Origin of the sequence: Enterobacter mori LMG 25706 (genome assembly GCF_000211415.1) — a bacterium.
In the GTDB taxonomy this organism is placed as follows: Bacteria; Pseudomonadota; Gammaproteobacteria; order Enterobacterales; family Enterobacteriaceae; genus Enterobacter; species Enterobacter mori.
The window spans coordinates 666,389-685,490 of record NZ_GL890775.1; the positions used below are offsets into that span (position 1 = coordinate 666,389).

Consider the following 19,102-nt stretch of genomic DNA (forward strand, 5'->3'; position numbering starts at 1 on the left):
GGTGAAAGAATAAGAGTTTTATTTACTTATTTTCCGCCTTTTGTTCTGCCAGCTGTGCGATACGTTTTGCCATGCCCCGAAAGATAAACAGGTGCGCAGGGATCATGAACAACCAGTAGAAGAGCCCCGGCATTCCGTGCGGATGCCACCAGGCGCGGACGTCCAGTTCCCGCTGGTCGCCTTTGTCCTTCAGCGTAAAGCAGAGTCGGCCCAGCCCTGGCGCTTTCATGCCAAACAGCAGCGCCAGCTGTTTATCCGGCTCGACGATGATCACCTTCCAGCTGTCGACCGTATCGCCCACGTTCAGATACGGAGCGGCAGGGCGACCTTTTGCCAGCCTGTGCCCCACCAGTAGATCCATTGCCCCGCGCGTTTGCCAGAGAATATTGCCGAAGAAGTAGCGCTCTTTGCCGCCGATCTGGTTCACGGTCTCCCACAACGCCGCCAGGCTGGCCGAGGTTTTCACCGTACAGCCCGCCTGTTTTGGGTAATAACCGTACTCCGGCCGCCAGCGGGCAAAGGCCTGCGCGTCGTAGCCCCAGTCGCTGGAGTTCACCAGTTGCTCTTCCTCTTTCAGCGTATTGCGCACGGCATCGTCAAAGCGGATCAAATCCTGGGGAATGAGCGCCCGCAGCTCGCGATCGTCCGCCAGCAGATCGTGTTTCAGTCCCTGGATCAGCGCTTTTGCCGTGGTTGGCGGCACCGACGTAATGACGTTCAAAAACCATACCGAAATCCAGCGGGTTGGAAAGGGGATGGGTATCAGCCAGCGCCGGCGGCCGCTGACGCGCATAAAGTGCTCGAACTGCGCCTGATAGCTCAATACTTCAGGACCAGCGGCTTCCAGCACGCGGTGTTGCTCCGCCGGGTGATCCAGCAGGGCCACCAGATAATGCAGGAGATTCTCCAGCGCAATCGGCGTGGTGCGCGAACGGACCCAGCGCGGCGGCGTGAGTACCGGCAGGTTGTAGACCATATCGCGCATCACTTCGAAGGCGGCGGAGCCCGCGCCGACGATAATCCCGGCCCGCAGTTCGGTGACGGGAATGTTCGCGCCGCGCAGGGTATCCGCCGTCAGTTGGCGGGCGCGCAGGTGGTCGGACTGCTCGTTTTCGGGAGCCTGCAGCGAGCTTAAGAAAATCACCTGCTTAACCGGCGTTTGCAGCAGGGCATCGCGGACGTTCATCGCCACCTGACGCTCGTGGGCAATAAAGTCGCCGCCTTCGCCCATGCTGTGGACCAGATAGTAAAGCGTGTCGACCCCGTCCAGCAGCGCGGGAAGTTCCTTCGGCCAGTTGAGATCAACGCTGTGGCAGGTGACGCCGGGCAAGCTGAGCTTTTGCAGGCGCTCCGTGTTACGTGCCGCAGCCAGCACCTGGTGTCCCTGCTGGCTTAGCGCCGCGGTGAGATGCTGACCGATATACCCGCTGGCGCCGAGCACCAGAATGCGTTGCGGCACGTGATGCTCCTTATCGCTGTAAAAACGCCTGCCAGTGTTTCACTACGTCCGCCAGCTGTTCGCGGCTCACGTCAAGGTGCATGACCAGGCGCACGACAGATGAGGCGTTGATCAGCACGCCACGTGATTTCATAAATTCGCCCAGTGCGGCGGCGTGCTCATCTCCGACGCGCACGAACAGCATGTTGGTGTCGTGACGCATCACGTCGGCACCAATCTCGCGCAGCTGCGACGCCATCCACGCGGCGTTGTCGTGATCGTCTTTCAGACGCGTGACGTTATTCTTCAGGGCGTACAGACCCGCCGCCGCCAGAATGCCGGCCTGACGCATGCCGCCGCCGGTCATCTTACGCCAGCGGTTGGCGCGCTTGATGTAGTCTGCGTTACCAACCAGCAGAGAGCCCACCGGCGTGCCCAGACCTTTAGACAGGCAAATGGTGAACGAGTCGCAGTATTGCGTAATCTCTTTCAGCTCGCAGCCGTACGCGACCACGGCGTTAAAGATACGCGCGCCGTCCACGTGCAGCCCGAGCTTGCGCTCGCGGGTAAACTCCCAGGCCGCTTTCAGGTATTCGCGCGGCAGCACTTTGCCGTTGTGGGTGTTTTCGAGGCTGAGCAGCCTGGTGCGGGCGAAGTGAATATCGTCGGCTTTGATTTTCGCGGCGACCTTATCGAGCGGAAGAGTGCCGTCCGGCGCGGCGTCAATCGGCTGCGGCTGAATGCTGCCGAGCACCGCCGCACCGCCTGCTTCATACAGGTAGTTATGTGCACCCTGGCCGACAATGTACTCTTCACCGCGCTCGCAGTGGCTGAGCAGCGCGACCAGGTTAGCCTGCGTGCCGGTGGGCAGGAACAGGGCCGCTTCCTTGCCGCTCAGTTCAGCGGCGTAGCGCTGCAGCTCGTTGACCGTCGGGTCATCGCCGTAGACGTCGTCCCCGACCGGGGCGGCCATCATCTCTTCGAGCATGGCGCGACTCGGGCGGGTAACGGTATCACTACGTAAATCAATCATGTCATATCCTTATACGCTTCACCCTTCACGCCGCCTCGGCGTTGGCTTCGTCCTCAAACCCCAGTCACATAGTTATTTATGCTCCTGGGGATTTTCGGGCTTGCCGCCTTGATGCGACATGAATGGTTTTGCGTATGGCTTTAAAAGGATATTTTTACCTGAGCCAGTTGGTTTTTGCCAGTTCGATCACCTCGTCACCGCGCCCGCTGATGATGGCGCGCAGCATATACAGGCTAAAGCCTTTGGCCTGCTCAAGCTTGATCTGCGGCGGGATCGCCAGCTCTTCTTTGGCGACGACGACATCCACCAGCACCGGACCGTCGATGGAGAAGGCGCGCTGCAGGGCTTCATCCACCTCAGAGGCTTTCTCCACGCGAATACCGGTAATGCCGCAGGCCTCGGCGATGCGCGCGAAGTTGGTGTCGTGCAGCTCTGTACCGTCCGTCAGGTAACCACCGGCCTTCATCTCCATCGCCACAAAGCCCAGCACGCTGTTGTTGAAGACCACGATTTTCAGCGGCAGCTTCATCTGCACCACCGACAGGAAATCCCCCATCAGCATGCTGAATCCGCCGTCGCCACACATTGCCACCACCTGACGCTCTGGCGCTGTCGCTTTTGCGCCCAGCGCCTGCGGCATGGCGTTGGCCATCGAGCCGTGGTTGAACGAGCCGAGCAGACGGCGTTTGCCGTTCATCTTGAGATAGCGGGCCGCCCAGACGGTTGGCGTGCCCACGTCGCAGGTAAAGATGGCGTCGTCGTCAGCAAAATGGCTGATCTGCTGCGCCAGATACTGCGGGTGAATGGCTTTGTCGCTCGGTTTGGCGAGGTCGTCGAGCCCCTTACGGGCATCGCGATAGTCGCTCAGGGCTTTATCAAGGAACGTGCGGTCCGTTTTTTCTTCCAGCAGCGGCAGCAGGGCGGCCAGCGTGGATTTGATATCGCCCACCAGCGCCATATCGACCTTGCTGTGCGCGCCGATGCTGGCCGGGTTGATATCAATCTGAATGATTTTCGCATCCGCCGGGTAGAACGGGCGGTACGGGAACTGGGTACCGAGCAGGACCAGCGTGTCGGCGTTCATCATGGTGTGGAAACCGGACGAAAAACCGATCAGCCCTGTCATGCCCACGTCGTAAGGGTTGTCGTACTCGACGTGCTCTTTGCCACGCAGGGCGTGGACAATCGGCGCTTTCAGCTTCCCGGCAAATTCGAGCAGCTCTTTATGCGCGCCCGCGCAGCCGCTGCCGCACATCAGGGCGATGTTGCTGGAGTAACGCAGCAGCTGGGCCAGCTTTTTCAGCTCCTCTTCAGCAGGCGTTACCACGGGCTGCGGGGCGTGATACCAGTGGGTGCTGGCCCCTTCTGGCGCAGCCTTGAGCGCCACATCGCCCGGGATGACGACCACCGATACGCCGCGGTTCAGCACGGCTTTACGCATGGCAATCGCCAGCACCTGCGGGATCTGCTCCGGGGATGAAACCAGCTCGCAATAGTGGCTGCATTCACGGAACAGCTCCTGCGGATGCGTTTCCTGAAAATAGCCGCTGCCGCTTTCGGCAGAGGGGATATGCGCGGCAATCGCCAGCACCGGCACGTGGTTACGGTGGCAGTCGAACAGGCCGTTAATCAGATGCAGGTTGCCCGGCCCGCAGGATCCCGCGCAAACGGCCAGCTCGCCCGTGAGCTGTGCTTCAGCACCTGCGGCGAAGGCGGCAACCTCTTCATGGCGGGTGGGCATCCATTCGATGGTCTTCATCTTGTTGAGGCTGTCGCTGAGTCCGTTCAGGGAATCGCCGGTCACGCCCCAGATACGTTTCACGCCAGCCTGTTCGAGCGTTTTTGCTATATATGCAGCCACGGTTTGTTTCATGGTTGTCCGTCTCCTTTTTGTGATATCGCTTACAAGCTTAGAAGAAAGTCACTGTATTGCCTGCTCATTACCCCTTAATTAAAGGTGGTTTTCCTGTGCAATTATTCGGCATAATCTGGCTGTACATTGGGTGAAAACAGGAATCATTTCAAATGGTTAAATCATTGTTAATTGCTGTTAATGAAAAGCTGTCATGCGACGATCTTGGCAAACTCTTGTTACGACTTGCCGTTGGCGGGCTGATGCTGTTTCACGGGTTGCATAAGCTTTTTGGTGGCGTGGGGTTCATCAGCGGCATGCTGGTGGAAAAGGGGCTGCCGGGGTTTATCGCCTACGGCGTGTTGATTGGCGAAGTGGTGGCACCGATCCTGATTATTGTTGGGCTCTTCACGCGTCCGGCCGCGCTGGTGCTGGCATTTACGATGATCGTGGCGTGGCTGATGGTGGGCACGGGCAAAACCTTAGCGCTGGATGCGGTAGGCGCATGGGCTATTGAAAGTCTGGTGTACTTCTTTATCGGTTCGCTGGCGGTCGCGTTTTTAGGGGCGGGGCGGTACGCGGTGGGGAAAGCGCCCGCGTGGCGGTAGGGCAAAAAAAAAGCCCGGTGGCGCTAGCGCTTACCGGGCCTACGGGTCAGGTTTTGTAGGCCGGGTAAACGCAGTGCCACCCGGCAAATAATGGGGGCACTGCGCCAGATTATGCCAGCACCAGGTCCCCCTGCGGATGACATGAGCACGCCAGCACGTAACCCTCGGCAATTTCGGCGTCGGACAGCGTCATGGTGCTGGTGACGGTGTAGTCACCGGAGACCACTTTCGTCTTACAGCAACCGCAGACGCCTGCACGGCAGGCTGCCACCACCGGCACCTTGTTGCTTTCCAGCGCCTCCAGCAGCGTGGTGCCCACGCGGCCAAAGAAAGTTTGAGCCGGTTGCAGCTTGGTAAACTGGATCCCACTGGTTGCCGCTTCCGCCACCGGGGTGAAGAACTGCTCTTTGAAGAAGCGGGTCACGCCAAGCGCTTTCACCTCTTTCTCGACGATATCCATGTACGGCGCCGGGCCGCAGGTCATCACGGTGCGGTTCGCCATATCCGGCACGCTTTGCAGCAGCTCGCGGCTCAGGCGACCGGGCACAAAACCGTGGGTCGCGTTGTGCTCCGCCACCAGCGTCACCGGATAATCACGCCACTCCTCGGCAAAAATGACATCTTCCGGTGAACGCACGCTGAAGATCACCTGCACGTCAGCCTGCGGGCGATTTTTCGCCAGCCAGCGGCGCATCGACATGATTGGCGTTACGCCACAGCCCGCCGCCAGCAGCAGGAATTTATCGTCTGCTTTGTCGTCACAGGTGAAATCCCCCTGCGCGTCAGACAGCCAGATATAATCCCCGCGCTTCACGTCACGTGTCAGCCACTGGGAGCCTGCGCCGTCGTCAATGCGGCGGACGGTGAGCGTAATGTACTCGCTCACGCCTGGCGTTGAGGAGATTGTGTAGGCGCGCAGGGTGTCCGCCGAGTTGCGAACGCTAACCAGCGCATACTGGCCTGCACGGTAGGGATAGTAGTCATGGCACAGCAGCGACAGCGTCCACACATCCGGCGTCTCCTGATGGATGTGATGAACCTGCATCCGCCACGGACATTGTGAGGTTGGCATGGTCATGAGTTACTCCTTACGCGCTCAGCAGCTGCTTCATGTCATCTTCAACGTTGGTCACGGAACGCAGACCGAATTTCTCGTTCAGCACCGCCAGCAGGTCCGGCGTCAGGAAGCCTGGCGCGGTCGGGCCGGTCACGATGTTGGTTACGCCGAGAGAAAGCAGGGTCAGCAGGATGACAATCGCTTTCTGCTCGAACCATGAAAGCACCAGCGACAACGGCAGGTCGTTCACGCCGCAGCCCAGTTTCTCCGCCAGAGTGACCGCCAGAATGATGGCCGAGTAAGCATCGTTACACTGGCCCGCATCGATCAGGCGCGGCAGGCCTTCGATGTCGCCGAAGTCCAGCTTGTTGAAACGGTACTTGCCGCACGCCAGCGTCAGGATCAGGCAGTCTTCCGGCACGCGGGTGGCGAAATCGGTAAAGTAGTTACGCTCGCCGCGGGCGCCGTCGCAGCCGCCAACAAGGAAGATGTGGCGCAGCTTTTCACGGCTGACGAGATCGATCAGCGAATCAGCGGCGCCCAGCAGGGTTTCACGACCGAAGCCGACGGTGATCAGGTGCGGGATCTCGCTGTACGGGAAGCCCGCCATCTGCTGCGCCTGGGCGATAACGGGACCGAAATCGTCGCCTTCGAGGTGGCTCACGCCCGGCCAGCCGACGATGCTGCGCGTCCAGATGCGGTCGTCATACGCGCCCACGGTAGGGTCGATGATGCAGTTAGAGGTCATCACGATAGGGCCCGGGAAGCGGGCGAACTCCACCTGCTGGTTCTGCCAGCCGCTGCCGTAGTTACCGATCAGATGCTTAAACTTGCGCAGCTCCGGGTAGCCGTGCGCGGGCAGCATTTCACCGTGGGTGTAGACGTTAACGCCGGTGCCTTCGGTCTGTTTCAGCAGGTTGTAGAGATCTTTCAGGTCGTGACCGGAAATCAGGATGCACTTGCCTTCGGTCGCCTTGACGTTGACCTGGGTTGGCGTTGGGTGGCCGTAGGTGCTGGTTTCACCGGCATCCAGAATGCTCATTACCTTGAAGTTCATCTGGCCGATTTCCATCGAGCACGTCAGCAGCGCGTTCATATCGGCAGGCCAGGTGCCCAGCCACGCCATGATTTTGTGGTATTGGGCGTAGATGTCGTTATCGTACTGGCCGAGCACGTGCGCGTGTTCCATATAGGCCGCAGCGCCCTTCAGGCCGTACAGGCACAGCAGACGCAGGCCGAGAATGTTCTCGCCAATCGCCGCTTTGTCTTTATTCGGGGTGAATTCTGCCGCCTGACGCTGCAGGTCGCCCAGATCGTCGCTCACCAGCTGCAGTTCGGACATCGGGTTTTCCACGCGGGCGCTGGCATCGGCCTTCAGACACTGCGCTTTCAGCGCTTCACGCAGGGCAATCGCTTCGCGGGCATAACCGACAATGCGCGGAGAATCGAAGTTAACGTTGGTCAGCGTGGAGAAAAATGCGCGAGGGGCGAAGTTGTCGACATAGTGGTCGACAATGCCGTATTCACGGGCTTTAAAGGCCCAGGCGGAAAGGCCTTGCAGGGCTGCAATCAGCAGATCCTGCAGGTCAGATGTTTCTGCGGTTTTGCCGCACATACCCTGTGCGTAGGAGCAGCCATTGCCTGCCGGGGTACGGATGGTTTGTTCACATTGCACACAAAACATAATCACACCTGTTAAAGTTATATTTGATATACATGTTTAAGGTTATGCCTGTGCCAGAACGGTGAAAAGGGCTTTCTGCTACAAAATAGAGGGAGATTGATTTAGCGCAATTTTGGCGGCAGGTTCGCTACCGCCAAAGAAGTATCAGGCCGAGAAGAAGGCCATCAGAACGGGAACCAGCAGGCTTAAAATAAAGCCGTGCACGATGGCGGCAGGGACCAGCTCCAGCCCCCCTGAGCGTTGTAAAACCGGCAGGGTAAAGTCCATCGAGGTCGCGCCACACAGCCCCAACGCGGTAGAGCGGCTGCGGCGTACCAGACCCGGGATCAGCATGATGGCAATCAATTCGCGCGCAAGGTCATTGAAGAAAGCGGCGCTGCCAATGACCGGACCGAACGATTCGGTCAGAAGAATACCGGAGAGGGAGTACCAGCCAAAACCCGACGCCATCGCCAGGCCGGTTTTCAGCGGCAGGTCGAGAATAACGGCATTAATCACGCCTGCGACCATTGAACTGGCGACGACGACAATGGCGACTATCATTCCCCGGCGGTTGAGGACAATCTGTTTCAGCGTCATGCCATTATTTCGCAGCTGAATACCAATCAGGAACAGCAGGAAGATCAGGGTATATTCGCTGGCCTCCGTGGCGTGCTGTAAAAATGACCATCCGGTAAGGCCAAGAAGGAAACCGAGCACCACGACGCCGCAGAGTTTTAATGATTCCAGCGCCATCGCAATACGGGAAGGGAGTTTTTCCTGCTGATGGTTATTTTTCCAGGGAATAGTGCGTTCCAGCCAGAACAGTGCGGCAATATTGCACAGCAAAATAACCACCACGGTGACGACGGAATAATGGAGGATGGAGAGTAAATTTGCTGACAGGTTATCCAGGAAGGCCAGGCTTATCCCCATAAAGAAAAGAATGACGTAAACAATCCAGCTAAGAAAACGGTTGATGAGCCGTAATGCGGATTCTCTGTGCAGCGGAATAAGGTAGCCCACAATCAGGGGCAGCAGAATAATGAGGAGTCCTGAAAACATGAACAGCCGGTCCTTTTGAGTATCTGTTAAGCGCCAGAGACACTACCCAATAAAGGCTGTCAGGTAAAGGAGCAATAAAAAAGCCGGGTGGCGGCTACGCCTTACCCGGCTTGTATATTTGGGGTGGTGCGGCCTGATGCCCTCACCCCAGCCCTCTCCCCGTGGGAGAGGGGGGAAAACCATTAATCGCGTTTTTCCAGCAGGGTGCGGTACAGCACGCCACCCAGAATACCGCCGATAATTGGCATCACCCAGAACAGCCACAGCTGCTCAAGCGCCCAACCGCCCTGGAAGATAGCAACCGCGGTGCTGCGCGCTGGGTTAACGGAGGTGTTGGTCACCGGGATTGAGATCAGGTGAATCAGCGTCAGCGCCAGACCAATGGCGATTGGCGCGAAGCCTGCAGGTGCGTATTTGTCCGTTGCGCCGTGAATAACCAGCAGGAAGCCTGCGGTCAGTACGATTTCAATCACGATGGCAGACAGCATTGAGTAGCCGCCCGGTGAGTGTTCACCGAAACCGTTAGAGGCGAAACCGCTGGCTGCGGCGTCAAAGCCTGCTTTGCCGCTGGCAATCACGTACAGGACTGCGGCTGCAATAATACCGCCGATGACCTGGGCAATAATATAGCCTAATACGTCTTTCACCGGGAAACGACCGCCCGCCCATAAACCCAGCGTCACAGCAGGGTTAAAATGACCGCCGGAAATATGCCCTACCGCGAATGCCATGGTTAAGACCGTTAAGCCGAATGCCAGTGCGACACCGACAAAACCAATTCCTAATTCCGGAAATGCCGCTGCCAGCACTGCACTACCGCAGCCGCCAAACACCAGCCAGAATGTACCAAAACATTCTGCCGCTAATTTTCTGAACATAACCACCTCAATAATAAATTTCCGCACACTATCCTGCGCACGGGTTATATCGCCATAAAGGGATGACGACTCAAAGAGCCTTTATTTTAGAAAGCAACAACACCCCTTCGCCACTTAAATAAATTCGGTTAATTTGATTTAAGGCAATGTGATGTCAATCCTTGTTCAAACTGGAGGTAAATAGAGCATAGTCCAATTTTCAAACGGGAGTATCTTGTTCTGGAAGCACCTTTTCAAATGAAACTTGATGGGTAAATTCTGAATTTTTCGTGCTTCATCGGAATAACGGAGGTGTCTGGCAGTGTCCAGTCGGCGCCGCTGCCGCTATACTGCTGATAACTTGAAGGAAAAAGTGGTTATTACGCGGGGGATTTATGCTTCTCGAACGTGTGGAAATTGTCGGGTTTCGCGGTATTAACCGCCTGTCGCTCCAGCTGGAGCAGAATAACGTCCTGATCGGTGAAAACGCCTGGGGTAAATCCAGCCTGCTGGATGCGCTGACCCTGCTGCTTTCCCCTGAAGATGACTTGTACCACTTCGTTCATGATGACTTCTGGTTTCCGCCGGGTGATGTCGCGGGGCGCGAGAAGCATCTGCATATCATCCTGACGTTCCGGGAGTCCGAGCCGGGGCGGCATCGCGTGCGTCGTTTCCGCCCTATGTCGCCATGCTGGGTGCCATGCGATGATGACTATCACCGTATTTTCTACCGTCTTGAAGGTGAAATGGCGGAAAATGACGGGGTGTTAACCCTGCGTGAGTTTCTTGATGAAAAAGGCAACCCCATCCCGCTGGAGAATATTGACGACCTGGCGCGCCACCTGATTCGCCTGTCGCCGGTGCTGCGCCTGCGCGATGCACGCTTTATGCGCCGGATCCGCAACGGTTCCGTACCCAATATGCCGGAGGTGGAAGTCACCGCCCGCGAGCTGGATTTCCTGGCGCGTGAGCTGGTCTCTCGCCCGCAGAACCTCACCGACGGTCAAATCCGCCAGGGGCTTTCGGCCATGGTGCAACTGCTTGAGCACTATTTTTCCGAGCAGGGGACGTCACAGTCACGCCATCGCCTGATGCGCCGCCGTTCGCACGATGACCAACGCAGCTGGCGTTATCTTGATATCATTAACCGGATGATAGACCGGCCCGGTGGACGTACCCATCGGGTGATCCTGCTGGGGTTATTCTCGACGCTTTTGCAGGCGAAAGGCACCGTCCGGTTAGACCGGGACGCCCGCCCGCTGCTGCTGGTGGAAGACCCCGAGACGCGCCTGCATCCGATCATGCTCTCCGTTGCGTGGCACCTGTTGAACCTGCTGCCGCTGCAGCGCGTGACCACCACCAACTCCGGCGAGTTGCTCTCGCTAACCCCCGTGGAATACGTCTGCCGTCTGGTGCGTGAATCCTCACGCGTATCCGCATACCGGCTGGGGCCGGGTGGCCTGAATGCTGAAGACGGTCGCCGCATTGCATTTCATATTCGCTTTAATCGTGCGTCATCGCTGTTTGCCCGTTGTTGGCTGTTGGTTGAGGGTGAAACCGAGACCTGGGTTATCAACGAACTGGCACGTCAGTGCGGTCACCACTTCGATGCGGAAGGTATTAAGGTCATAGAGTTTGCCCAGTCGGGGTTAAAACCGCTGATCAAGTTTGCCCGCAGGATGGGGATTGAATGGCATGTTCTGGTCGATGGCGATGAAGCCGGTAAAAAGTATGCCGCAACCGTGCGCGGTTTGCTGAATAACGATCGCGAAGAAGAGCGTGACCATCTGACTATGCTGCCCGCGATGGACATGGAACACTTTATGTATCGACAGGGATTTGACGATGTTTTTCACCGCGTGGCGATGATCCCGGTGGATGTGCCGATGAACATGCGGCGGGTGATCGCTAAAGCGATTCATCGTTCGTCAAAGCCGGACCTGGCCATCGAAGTGGCGACGGAGGCGGGAAGGCGAGGCGTGGAGTCCGCGCCCACGCTGCTGCGTAAAATGTTCTCCCGTGTGCTTTGGCTGGCACGCGGGAGAGCGGATTAACGTTGGGTCGCCTGCGTCATTTGTTGGATCAGGCTATCCAGCAGTTCGTAGCGGCGGCGGTATTCAGCACGTTTCTTACTCGCGATCTCTTCCATCGGTTTGCGCGGCATGGTTAACGGCAGCGCGAAATGGCCGCTCTCCTGGCGTTCGCCACCCAGGGAGCGCCAGAAACTGTCGTAATCCGCCAGCAGTTTCCCCTCTTTTTTCTTGCGGTAACGCCAGCTACGGTAAATGTGAGTGGCGTTGCTCACGGCGAGGATCTGTTCAACCGGGAACGCGGTGCCCAGCGTCATCACCGCTTCAACCAGCAGACGTTTCGGGAACAGGCCGTGGCACGCTTTGGTTGCGCCCTGAATCAACTCATGCGGAACGTGCGCTTTTGCGCCCTGTAACCCGCCGATGAACACCGTGGATTTTCCCTCAAACGGGCACAGCGTAAAGGTCATTTCGGCCAGCACGGTGTTCTGATGGTTGCAGAAGGTCAGGGTCGCTTCACCCTCTTTATCCATAAAGGCATCGGCACACAGGCGAATCGTGAATTGCTGCTCGTCCTTTCCGGTTAGCGTCAGCAGCGTCATCCCCTGACTTGAAAGATAGCCCTTGAGCAGCGCGACGGGGAGGTGTTGGCTCATCGTCTGATAGTGCCCGTTTAGCGCCTCCAGCGCGTTCCGGCGGTTCATACTGACCGTCAGCCACGGACGATGCAGTCGGCACGGCAACCCTGGCTGGACCTGCAAGATTTGCATCAGACGCGGTTGCTTTGCCAGGCTTGCCAGCAGGCGAGCGGTGCTGAAAGGGGAAGCCAGGGAACGTAACATAAATTTGCGTCGATATGAGGGGTTCTGCCACGCCAGCCCGGGCGTGATGGCACCGGTTGCCAGACTTTTAAAAAGCGCCCAGCCGGACGCAGGCTGCGGCAGATTGGGATAAGGTGTATCGACTATGGAAGACATGTTAGATCCTGCTTCTGGGGGAAGAACGCTATTTCAGCAGGCGTTTTGTCAACGTCATGTAAACAAATGCGGCCATTTCCAGAAAACAGGGGTTTCGTTGAGGAGTGGTTTAGATAGAATCAACGGTGATGTTAGCCAGAATAATTATTTGGAATATTTATGAACCTTAAGGGAAAACGCAGAAAACTGTTTCTGCTGCTGGCGGTCGTGCTGGTGGTCGGTGGATTCTGGCTTTGGCAGGTCCTCAATGCGCCTGTACCACAGTATCAAACGCTGATCGTTCGCCCCGGCGAGCTGCAGCAAAACGTGCTGGCGACCGGCAAACTGGATGCCCTGCGTAAAGTCGATGTTGGCGCGCAGGTGAGCGGCCAGTTGAAAACGCTGTCCGTCGAGATTGGCGACAAGGTCAAAAAAGGCCAGCTGCTTGGCGTTATCGATCCTGAACAGGCCGAAAACCAGATCCGCGAAGTGGAAGCGACGCTGATGGAGCTGCGCGCGCAGCGTGCGCAGGCCCTGGCGGAGCGTAACCTTGCGCAGGTGACGCTAACGCGCCAGCAGGCGCTGGCGAAAACCCAGGCCATTTCGAAGCAGGATCTCGATACCGCCACCACGGAGCTGGCGGTAAAACAGGCGCAGATCGGCACCATCGACGCGCAGATTAAACGCAATCAGGCCTCGCTGGATACGGCGAAAACCAACCTCGATTACACCAAAATCGTCGCGCCGATGGCCGGAGAAGTGACGCAAATCACAACGCTGCAGGGACAGACGGTCATTGCCGCGCAGCAGGCGCCAAACATCCTGACGCTGGCGGACATGGGCACCATGCTGGTCAAAGCCCAGGTTTCCGAGGCGGATGTGATCCATCTTAAGCCGGGGCAGAACGCCTGGTTTACGGTGCTGGGCGACCCGCAGACCCGCTACGAAGGCGTGCTGAAAGACATTCTGCCGACGCCGGAAAAAGTGAACGACGCCATCTTCTACTATGCCCGCTTTGAGGTACCAAACCCGCAGGGCGTGCTGCGTCTGGACATGACCGCCCAGGTACATATCCAGCTGACCGGCGTGAAAAACGTGCTGACCGTTCCGCTCTCCGCGCTGGGTGAATCCGCCGGGGATAGCCGCTACAAGGTGAAGGTGCTGCGCAACGGCGAAACGCGCGAGCGCGAAGTGGTGATTGGCGCGCGCAACGACACCGACGTGGTGGTGGTGAAAGGGCTGGAAGAGGGTGAGGAGGTTGTCACCAGCGAAAGCCTGCCCGGAGCCGCTAAATGACCGCGCTGCTTGAGCTGAAGGATATCCGCCGCAGCTATCCGTCCGGCGACGGCCCGGTGGAGGTGCTGAAAGGGATCTCGCTGCGCGTGGAAGCGGGGGAGATGGTGGCGATTGTTGGCGCGTCCGGTTCGGGTAAATCGACGCTGATGAACATTCTCGGCTGTCTGGATAAACCCACCAGCGGTACGTACCGGGTGGACGGAACGGATGTCTCCACGCTCGACGGCGACGCGCTGGCGAAGCTGCGCCGGGAACACTTCGGCTTTATCTTCCAGCGTTACCACCTGCTTTCTCACCTGAGCGCGGCGCAGAACGTGGAGGTTCCCGCGGTTTATGCGGGCGTCGAGCGGAAGAAACGGCTTGAGCGTGCGAAGGCGCTGTTAACGCGTCTGGGGCTGGCGGAGCGCGTGGAGTATCAGCCGTCGCAGCTTTCCGGCGGTCAGCAGCAGCGCGTGAGTATCGCGCGCGCACTGATGAACGGCGGGCAGGTGATCCTCGCGGATGAACCGACGGGCGCGCTCGACAGCCACTCCGGCGAAGAGGTGATGGCAATCCTGCACCAGCTGCGCGATCAGGGGCATACGGTGATCATCGTCACCCACGACCCGCAGGTGGCGGCGCAGGCGGAACGCATTATTGAGATCCACGACGGCGAGCTGGTGAGCAACCCGCCGCCGCGCGAGTCTCGGGCGGCCGCACCGAAAGAGGCGCTGCCGGCCGCAACCGGCTGGGGGCAGTTCTCCAGCGGATTTCGTGAAGCGCTGACCATGGCCTGGCTGGCGATGGCGGCCAATAAAATGCGCACCCTGCTGACGATGCTCGGCATCATCATCGGTATTGCCTCGGTGGTGTCGATTGTGGTGGTGGGTGACGCGGCAAAACAGCTTGTGCTGGCGGATATCCGCGCTATCGGCACCAATACCATCGACGTTTATCCCGGCAAAGACTTCGGCGACGACGAGCCGCAGTATCAGCAGGCGCTGAAGTATGACGATCTGGCGGCTATTCAGAAGCAGCCGTGGGTCAATTCGGCTACGCCTGCGGTCTCGCAGAATCTGCGTCTGCGCTACGGCAACATCGACGTTGCGGCCAGCGCCAACGGCGTCAGCGGCGACTACTTCAACGTCTACGGCATGACCTTCAGCGAAGGGGCGACCTTCAACGCCGAACAGCTAGCGGGCAGGGCGCAGGTGGTGGTGTTAGACGCCAACTCCCGCAGGCAGCTGTTCCCGAATAAAACCAACGTGGTGGGGGAAGTGATCCTGGTGGGCAATATGCCTGCCACGGTGATCGGCGTGGCGGAAGAGAAGCAGTCGATGTTCGGCAGCAGCAAAATCCTGCGCGTCTGGCTACCGTACACCACGATTTCCGGTCGCATTATGGGCCAGTCCTGGCTCAACTCCATTACCGTTCGCGTGAAGGAGGGCTACGACAGCGCCATGGCCGAACAGCAGCTTGAGCGGCTGCTCACCCTGCGCCACGGGAAGAAAGATTTCTTCACCTGGAACATGGACGGTCTCTTGAAAACGGCGGAAAAGACCACACGTACTCTTCAGATGTTCCTGACGCTGGTGGCGGTGATTTCGCTGGTCGTCGGCGGTATCGGGGTGATGAATATCATGCTGGTGTCGGTCACGGAGCGCACGCGGGAGATTGGCATCCGCATGGCGGTCGGGGCCAGAGCCAGCGACGTGCTGCAGCAGTTTTTGATTGAAGCGGTGCTGGTGTGTCTGGTCGGCGGGGCGATGGGCATTGCGCTTTCGATGATGATCGCGTTTGCGCTCCAGCTCTTTTTACCAGGGTGGGAGATTGGCTTTTCCCCCGTGGCGATCCTCACGGCGTTCTTATGCTCGACCTTCACGGGTATTTTGTTTGGCTGGTTACCGGCACGCAACGCGGCGAGGCTGGATCCGGTGGACGCACTGGCGCGGGAATAACCCGAAAATAAAAATGCCAGCCGATCGGGCTGGCATTTTGCCTGCGGGGTGTACACAATGAATCAGGGAGCTATGCAACCGCTTCTGCTTCAACGGGGACGATCAGACTGGCGTGATTGCCTTTAGGCCCCTGGTGTACATCGAACCGAACGGACTGCCCGGCTTTGAGCGTCCTGTAACCATCCATCTGAATGGTGGAATAGTGAGCGAAGATATCCTCGCCGCCGCCTTCAGGGCAGATGCAACCAAACCCTTTGGCGTTGTTGAACCACTTAACAGTACCCATTTCCATGCTTCGACATCCTTCGTAAATCTTATAAATTAAGATGGAATGAACCGGTGGTGGAGTGGGGGCTGTTCAAAACCTCGCCATCTCACGCTTGTACAATTTAGATAAACGGAAGAAGCCGTCAAGCGTTTGGCGCCGGAGTTGGGACAATAATCAACCAAAATTTGAGGCAGTTAACGCTATTGCAACAGTTTGTGACAGACATCGCGGATGACAGTAATAGATGATTGTTATCTAACATCTGAGGTAGATTCAAAGTGGTTATGCATAATGGGTAAGACCAACGATTGGCTGGATTTTGACCAGCTGGCGGAAGATAAAGTGCGCGACGCGCTAAAACCGCCATCTATGTATAAAGTTATGTTAATGAACGATGATTACACGCCGATGGAATTTGTTATTGACGTGCTACAAAAGTTCTTTTCTTATGATGTAGAACGTGCAACGCAACTGATGCTTACCGTTCATTATCGAGGCAAAGCGATCTGCGGCATCTTTACTGCCGAAGTCGCGGAAACCAAAGTGGCGATGGTGAACGACTATGCGAGGGAGAACGAGCATCCGTTGCTGTGTACGCTGGAAAAGGCCTGATAACGCATAAAATTGGGGGAGGTGCCTATGCTCAATCAAGAACTGGAACTCAGTTTAAACATGGCTTTCGCCAGAGCGCGTGAGCACCGACATGAGTTTATGACCGTCGAGCATTTACTGCTCGCACTGCTTAGCAACCCATCTGCCCGCGAAGCGCTGGAAGCCTGCTCCGTGGATCTGGTGGCGCTACGTCAGGAACTCGAAGCCTTCATCGAACAAACCACGCCGGTGCTGCCAGCCAGTGAAGAAGAGCGCGACACGCAGCCGACGCTCAGCTTCCAGCGCGTGCTGCAGCGCGCGGTATTCCACGTCCAGTCTTCCGGACGTAGCGAAGTGACGGGCGCAAACGTCTTAGTCGCCATCTTCAGCGAGCAGGAGTCACAGGCTGCCTACCTGCTGCGCAAACACGAAGTCAGCCGCCTCGACGTGGTTAACTTTATTTCTCACGGAACGCGCAAAGACGAGCCTAACCAGGCATCGGATTCCAGCAATCAGGTCAATAACAATGAAGAGCAAGCAGGCGGGGAGGATCGTATGGAAAACTTCACCACCAATCTTAACCAGCTTGCTCGCGTTGGCGGTATCGACCCGCTGATTGGTCGCGATAAAGAGCTGGAGCGCGCGATCCAGGTGCTGTGCCGTCGCCGCAAGAACAACCCGCTGCTGGTGGGTGAGTCAGGCGTGGGTAAAACCGCGATTGCCGAAGGGCTTGCCTGGCGCATCGTGCAGGGCGACGTGCCGGAAGTGATTGCCGACTGCACCATCTACTCGCTGGATATCGGCTCGCTGCTGGCGGGCACGAAATACCGCGGTGATTTTGAAAAACGCTTCAAGGCGCTGTTAAAACAGCTGGAGCAGGACACCAACAGCATTCTGTTTATCGATGAGATCCACACCATCATCGGCGCAGGTGCAGCTTCCGGCGGCCAGGTGGATGCGGCGAACCTGATCAAACCGCTGCTCTCCAGCGGCAAGATCCGCGTGATGGGCTCCACGACGTACCAGGAGTTCAGCAACATCTTTGAGAAAGACCGCGCGCTGGCGCGTCGCTTCCAGAAAATCGACGTCACTGAACCGTCCGTCGAGGAAACGGTGCAGATCATCAACGGCCTGAAAACCAAGTACGAAGCGCACCACGACGTGCGTTATACCGCAAAAGCGGTACGTGCTGCGGTGGAACTGGCGGTGAAATACATCAATGATCGTCATCTGCCGGATAAGGCGATTGACGTGATTGATGAGGCAGGGGCGCGTGCGCGCCTGATGCCGGCCAGCAAGCGTAAGAAAACCGTTAACGTGGCGGATATTGAGTCCGTGGTGGCCCGCATCGCGCGTATCCCTGAGAAGAGCGTTTCTCAGAGCGACCGCGACACGCTGCGCACTCTCGGCAATCGCCTGAAAATGCTGGTCTTTGGTCAGGATAAAGCCATTGACCCCTTAACTGAAGCGATCAAGATGGCCCGTGCCGGACTGGGGCATGACCACAAGCCTGTCGGTTCCTTCCTGTTCGCTGGTCCGACCGGCGTGGGGAAAACCGAGGTGACGGTGCAGCTCTCGAAAGCGCTGGGCATTGAGCTGCTGCGCTTTGATATGTCCGAGTATATGGAGCGTCACACCGTCAGCCGTTTGATTGGTGCGCCTCCGGGATATGTGGGCTTTGACCAGGGCGGCCTGCTCACCGACGCGGTGATCAAACATCCACACGCGGTACTGCTGCTCGATGAAATCGAGAAAGCGCACCCGGACGTGTTCAACATCCTGCTGCAGGTGATGGACAACGGGACGCTGACCGACAACAACGGGCGCAAGGCGGACTTCCGCAACGTGGTGCTGGTGATGACCACCAACGCCGGGGTACGTGAAACCGAGCGTAAATCCATCGGCCTGATCCACCAGGATAACAGCACCGATGCGATGGAGGAGATCAAGAAGATCTTCACGCCGGAGTTCCGTAACCGTCTGGACAACATTATCTGGTTCGATCACCTGTCTACCGACGTGATCCATCAGGTAGTGGCCAAGTTCCTCGTCGAGCTGCAGGTTCAGCTTGATCAGAAAGGCGTGTCGCTGGAAGTGAGCCAGGAGGCCCGCAACTGGCTGGCCGAGAAAGGCTACGACCGTGCGATGGGTGCCCGTCCGATGGCGCGCGTGATTCAGGACAATCTGAAGAAACCGCTGGCGAACGAGCTGCTGTTTGGCTCGCTGGTTGACGGCGGGCAGGTGACCGTGGCGCTGGACCAGGCGAAGAACGAACTGACGTACGATTTCCAGAGCGCGGCGAAGCACAAGCCGGAAGCGGCTCACTGAGTTGAACGTTAATGTTAAAAACCGGGCATTTGCCCGGTTTTTTTATGCCTGCCAAGGTAAAAGCAAAACGGCAACAGTGTTGTCGTTTTTTTGTGTTTTCTCCCTCTCCCTGTGGGAGAGGGT

The 19,102-nt window shown here is 57.8% G+C and carries 15 protein-coding genes; 6 read left to right on the plus strand and 9 right to left on the minus strand.

All coding sequences use genetic code 11. The features are described from left to right. Nucleotides 1-22: 22 nt before the first annotated feature. The 3 genes from ENTMO_RS0108240 to poxB form a co-directional block, all read right to left on the minus strand. The gene (locus tag ENTMO_RS0108240) at nt 23-1,459 is read right to left on the minus strand and encodes an SDR family oxidoreductase (protein ID WP_010429140.1); all 1,437 of its coding nucleotides are present in this window, start codon (nt 1,457-1,459) and stop codon (nt 23-25) included. 10 nt (nt 1,460-1,469) lie between these two features. Next, nucleotides 1,470-2,471 carry a low-specificity L-threonine aldolase gene (ltaE, locus tag ENTMO_RS0108245; protein WP_010429142.1) on the minus strand — a complete coding sequence of 334 codons (1,002 nt, stop codon included), beginning with the start codon at nt 2,469-2,471 and terminating at the stop codon, nt 1,470-1,472. A gap of 154 nt (nt 2,472-2,625) precedes the next feature. Next, the gene (poxB, locus tag ENTMO_RS0108250) at nt 2,626-4,344 is read right to left on the minus strand and encodes a ubiquinone-dependent pyruvate dehydrogenase (RefSeq protein WP_010429144.1); all 1,719 of its coding nucleotides are present in this window, start codon (nt 4,342-4,344) and stop codon (nt 2,626-2,628) included. A 152-nt stretch (nt 4,345-4,496) separates the two neighbouring features. Here poxB and ENTMO_RS0108255 point away from each other — a divergent pair, with 152 nt between their 5' ends. Next, nucleotides 4,497-4,931, plus strand: a complete 435-nt coding sequence (locus ENTMO_RS0108255) for a DoxX family protein (protein WP_010429145.1) — start codon at nt 4,497-4,499, stop codon at nt 4,929-4,931. A gap of 109 nt (nt 4,932-5,040) precedes the next feature. Here ENTMO_RS0108255 and hcr read toward each other — a convergent pair whose 3' ends face one another. From hcr to aqpZ, 4 genes are all read right to left on the minus strand, one after another. Further along, nucleotides 5,041-6,009, minus strand: coding sequence for an NADH oxidoreductase (gene hcr / locus ENTMO_RS0108260; protein ID WP_010429146.1), 969 nt, complete (start codon nt 6,007-6,009; stop codon nt 5,041-5,043). Nucleotides 6,010-6,019: 10 nt separating this feature from the next. After that, a complete protein-coding gene (gene hcp, locus ENTMO_RS0108265) occupies nt 6,020-7,672 on the minus strand; it encodes a hydroxylamine reductase (RefSeq protein ID WP_010429147.1) in 1,653 nt (550 codons plus the stop codon). A gap of 144 nt (nt 7,673-7,816) precedes the next feature. Next, the gene (locus ENTMO_RS0108270) at nt 7,817-8,716 is read right to left on the minus strand and encodes a LysO family transporter (RefSeq protein WP_010429149.1); all 900 of its coding nucleotides are present in this window, start codon (nt 8,714-8,716) and stop codon (nt 7,817-7,819) included. A 182-nt stretch (nt 8,717-8,898) separates the two neighbouring features. Then, on the minus strand, nt 8,899-9,594 hold the full coding sequence (gene aqpZ / locus ENTMO_RS0108275) for an aquaporin Z (RefSeq protein WP_010429151.1): 696 nt from the start codon (nt 9,592-9,594) through the stop codon (nt 8,899-8,901). A gap of 374 nt (nt 9,595-9,968) precedes the next feature. On the opposite strand from aqpZ, the gene ENTMO_RS0108280 reads away from it, so the two are divergent. Beyond that, nucleotides 9,969-11,627, plus strand: coding sequence for an ATP-dependent endonuclease (locus tag ENTMO_RS0108280; protein ID WP_010429152.1), 1,659 nt, complete (start codon nt 9,969-9,971; stop codon nt 11,625-11,627). On the opposite strand, the gene ENTMO_RS0108285 is transcribed toward ENTMO_RS0108280, so the two are convergent. After that, on the minus strand, nt 11,624-12,580 hold the full coding sequence (locus ENTMO_RS0108285; RefSeq protein WP_010429155.1) for a VirK/YbjX family protein: 957 nt from the start codon (nt 12,578-12,580) through the stop codon (nt 11,624-11,626). The genes ENTMO_RS0108280 and ENTMO_RS0108285 overlap by 4 nt on opposite strands. 159 nt (nt 12,581-12,739) lie before the next feature. On the opposite strand from ENTMO_RS0108285, the gene macA reads away from it, so the two are divergent. Together macA and macB are read left to right on the plus strand one after the other, a co-directional pair. Further along, nucleotides 12,740-13,855 carry a macrolide transporter subunit MacA gene (macA, locus tag ENTMO_RS0108290; RefSeq protein WP_010429157.1) on the plus strand — a complete coding sequence of 372 codons (1,116 nt, stop codon included), beginning with the start codon at nt 12,740-12,742 and terminating at the stop codon, nt 13,853-13,855. After that, nucleotides 13,852-15,792 carry a macrolide ABC transporter ATP-binding protein/permease MacB gene (gene macB / locus ENTMO_RS0108295; protein ID WP_010429159.1) on the plus strand — a complete coding sequence of 647 codons (1,941 nt, stop codon included), beginning with the start codon at nt 13,852-13,854 and terminating at the stop codon, nt 15,790-15,792. Before macA ends, macB begins: the two co-directional genes overlap by 4 nt. Nucleotides 15,793-15,862: 70 nt before the next feature. On the opposite strand, the gene cspD is transcribed toward macB, so the two are convergent. Next, entirely contained in the window at nt 15,863-16,084 is a 222-nt protein-coding gene (cspD, locus tag ENTMO_RS0108300; RefSeq protein ID WP_010429162.1) for a cold shock-like protein CspD, read from the minus strand. Nucleotides 16,085-16,351: 267 nt separating this feature from the next. Between cspD and clpS the strand changes: the two genes are divergently transcribed. Both clpS and clpA read left to right on the plus strand, forming a co-directional pair. Then, the gene (gene clpS, locus ENTMO_RS0108305) at nt 16,352-16,672 is read left to right on the plus strand and encodes an ATP-dependent Clp protease adapter ClpS (RefSeq protein WP_006174393.1); all 321 of its coding nucleotides are present in this window, start codon (nt 16,352-16,354) and stop codon (nt 16,670-16,672) included. 27 nt (nt 16,673-16,699) lie between these two features. Next, nucleotides 16,700-18,979, plus strand: a complete 2,280-nt coding sequence (gene clpA / locus ENTMO_RS0108310; RefSeq protein ID WP_010429169.1) for an ATP-dependent Clp protease ATP-binding subunit ClpA — start codon at nt 16,700-16,702, stop codon at nt 18,977-18,979. Nucleotides 18,980-19,102 lie beyond the last annotated feature (123 nt).

What these genes read in the sequence shown, in the direction of transcription:
- macB (WP_010429159.1), top strand. Translation starts at nt 13,852, where the DNA reads ATGACCGCGCTGCTTGAGCTGAAGGATATCCGCCGCAGCTATCCGTCC.
- macA (WP_010429157.1), top strand. Translation starts at nt 12,740, where the DNA reads ATGAACCTTAAGGGAAAACGCAGAAAACTGTTTCTGCTGCTGGCGGTC.
- clpA (WP_010429169.1), top strand. Translation starts at nt 16,700, where the DNA reads ATGCTCAATCAAGAACTGGAACTCAGTTTAAACATGGCTTTCGCCAGA.
- cspD (WP_010429162.1), bottom strand. Translation starts at nt 16,084, where the DNA reads ATGGAAATGGGTACTGTTAAGTGGTTCAACAACGCCAAAGGGTTTGGT.
- ENTMO_RS0108255 (WP_010429145.1), top strand. Translation starts at nt 4,497, where the DNA reads ATGGTTAAATCATTGTTAATTGCTGTTAATGAAAAGCTGTCATGCGAC.
- hcp (WP_010429147.1), bottom strand. Translation starts at nt 7,672, where the DNA reads ATGTTTTGTGTGCAATGTGAACAAACCATCCGTACCCCGGCAGGCAAT.
- hcr (WP_010429146.1), bottom strand. Translation starts at nt 6,009, where the DNA reads ATGACCATGCCAACCTCACAATGTCCGTGGCGGATGCAGGTTCATCAC.
- ENTMO_RS0108270 (WP_010429149.1), bottom strand. Translation starts at nt 8,716, where the DNA reads ATGTTTTCAGGACTCCTCATTATTCTGCTGCCCCTGATTGTGGGCTAC.
- poxB (WP_010429144.1), bottom strand. Translation starts at nt 4,344, where the DNA reads ATGAAACAAACCGTGGCTGCATATATAGCAAAAACGCTCGAACAGGCT.
- aqpZ (WP_010429151.1), bottom strand. Translation starts at nt 9,594, where the DNA reads ATGTTCAGAAAATTAGCGGCAGAATGTTTTGGTACATTCTGGCTGGTG.
- ENTMO_RS0108285 (WP_010429155.1), bottom strand. Translation starts at nt 12,580, where the DNA reads ATGTCTTCCATAGTCGATACACCTTATCCCAATCTGCCGCAGCCTGCG.
- ENTMO_RS0108280 (WP_010429152.1), top strand. Translation starts at nt 9,969, where the DNA reads ATGCTTCTCGAACGTGTGGAAATTGTCGGGTTTCGCGGTATTAACCGC.
- ltaE (WP_010429142.1), bottom strand. Translation starts at nt 2,471, where the DNA reads ATGATTGATTTACGTAGTGATACCGTTACCCGCCCGAGTCGCGCCATG.
- clpS (WP_006174393.1), top strand. Translation starts at nt 16,352, where the DNA reads ATGGGTAAGACCAACGATTGGCTGGATTTTGACCAGCTGGCGGAAGAT.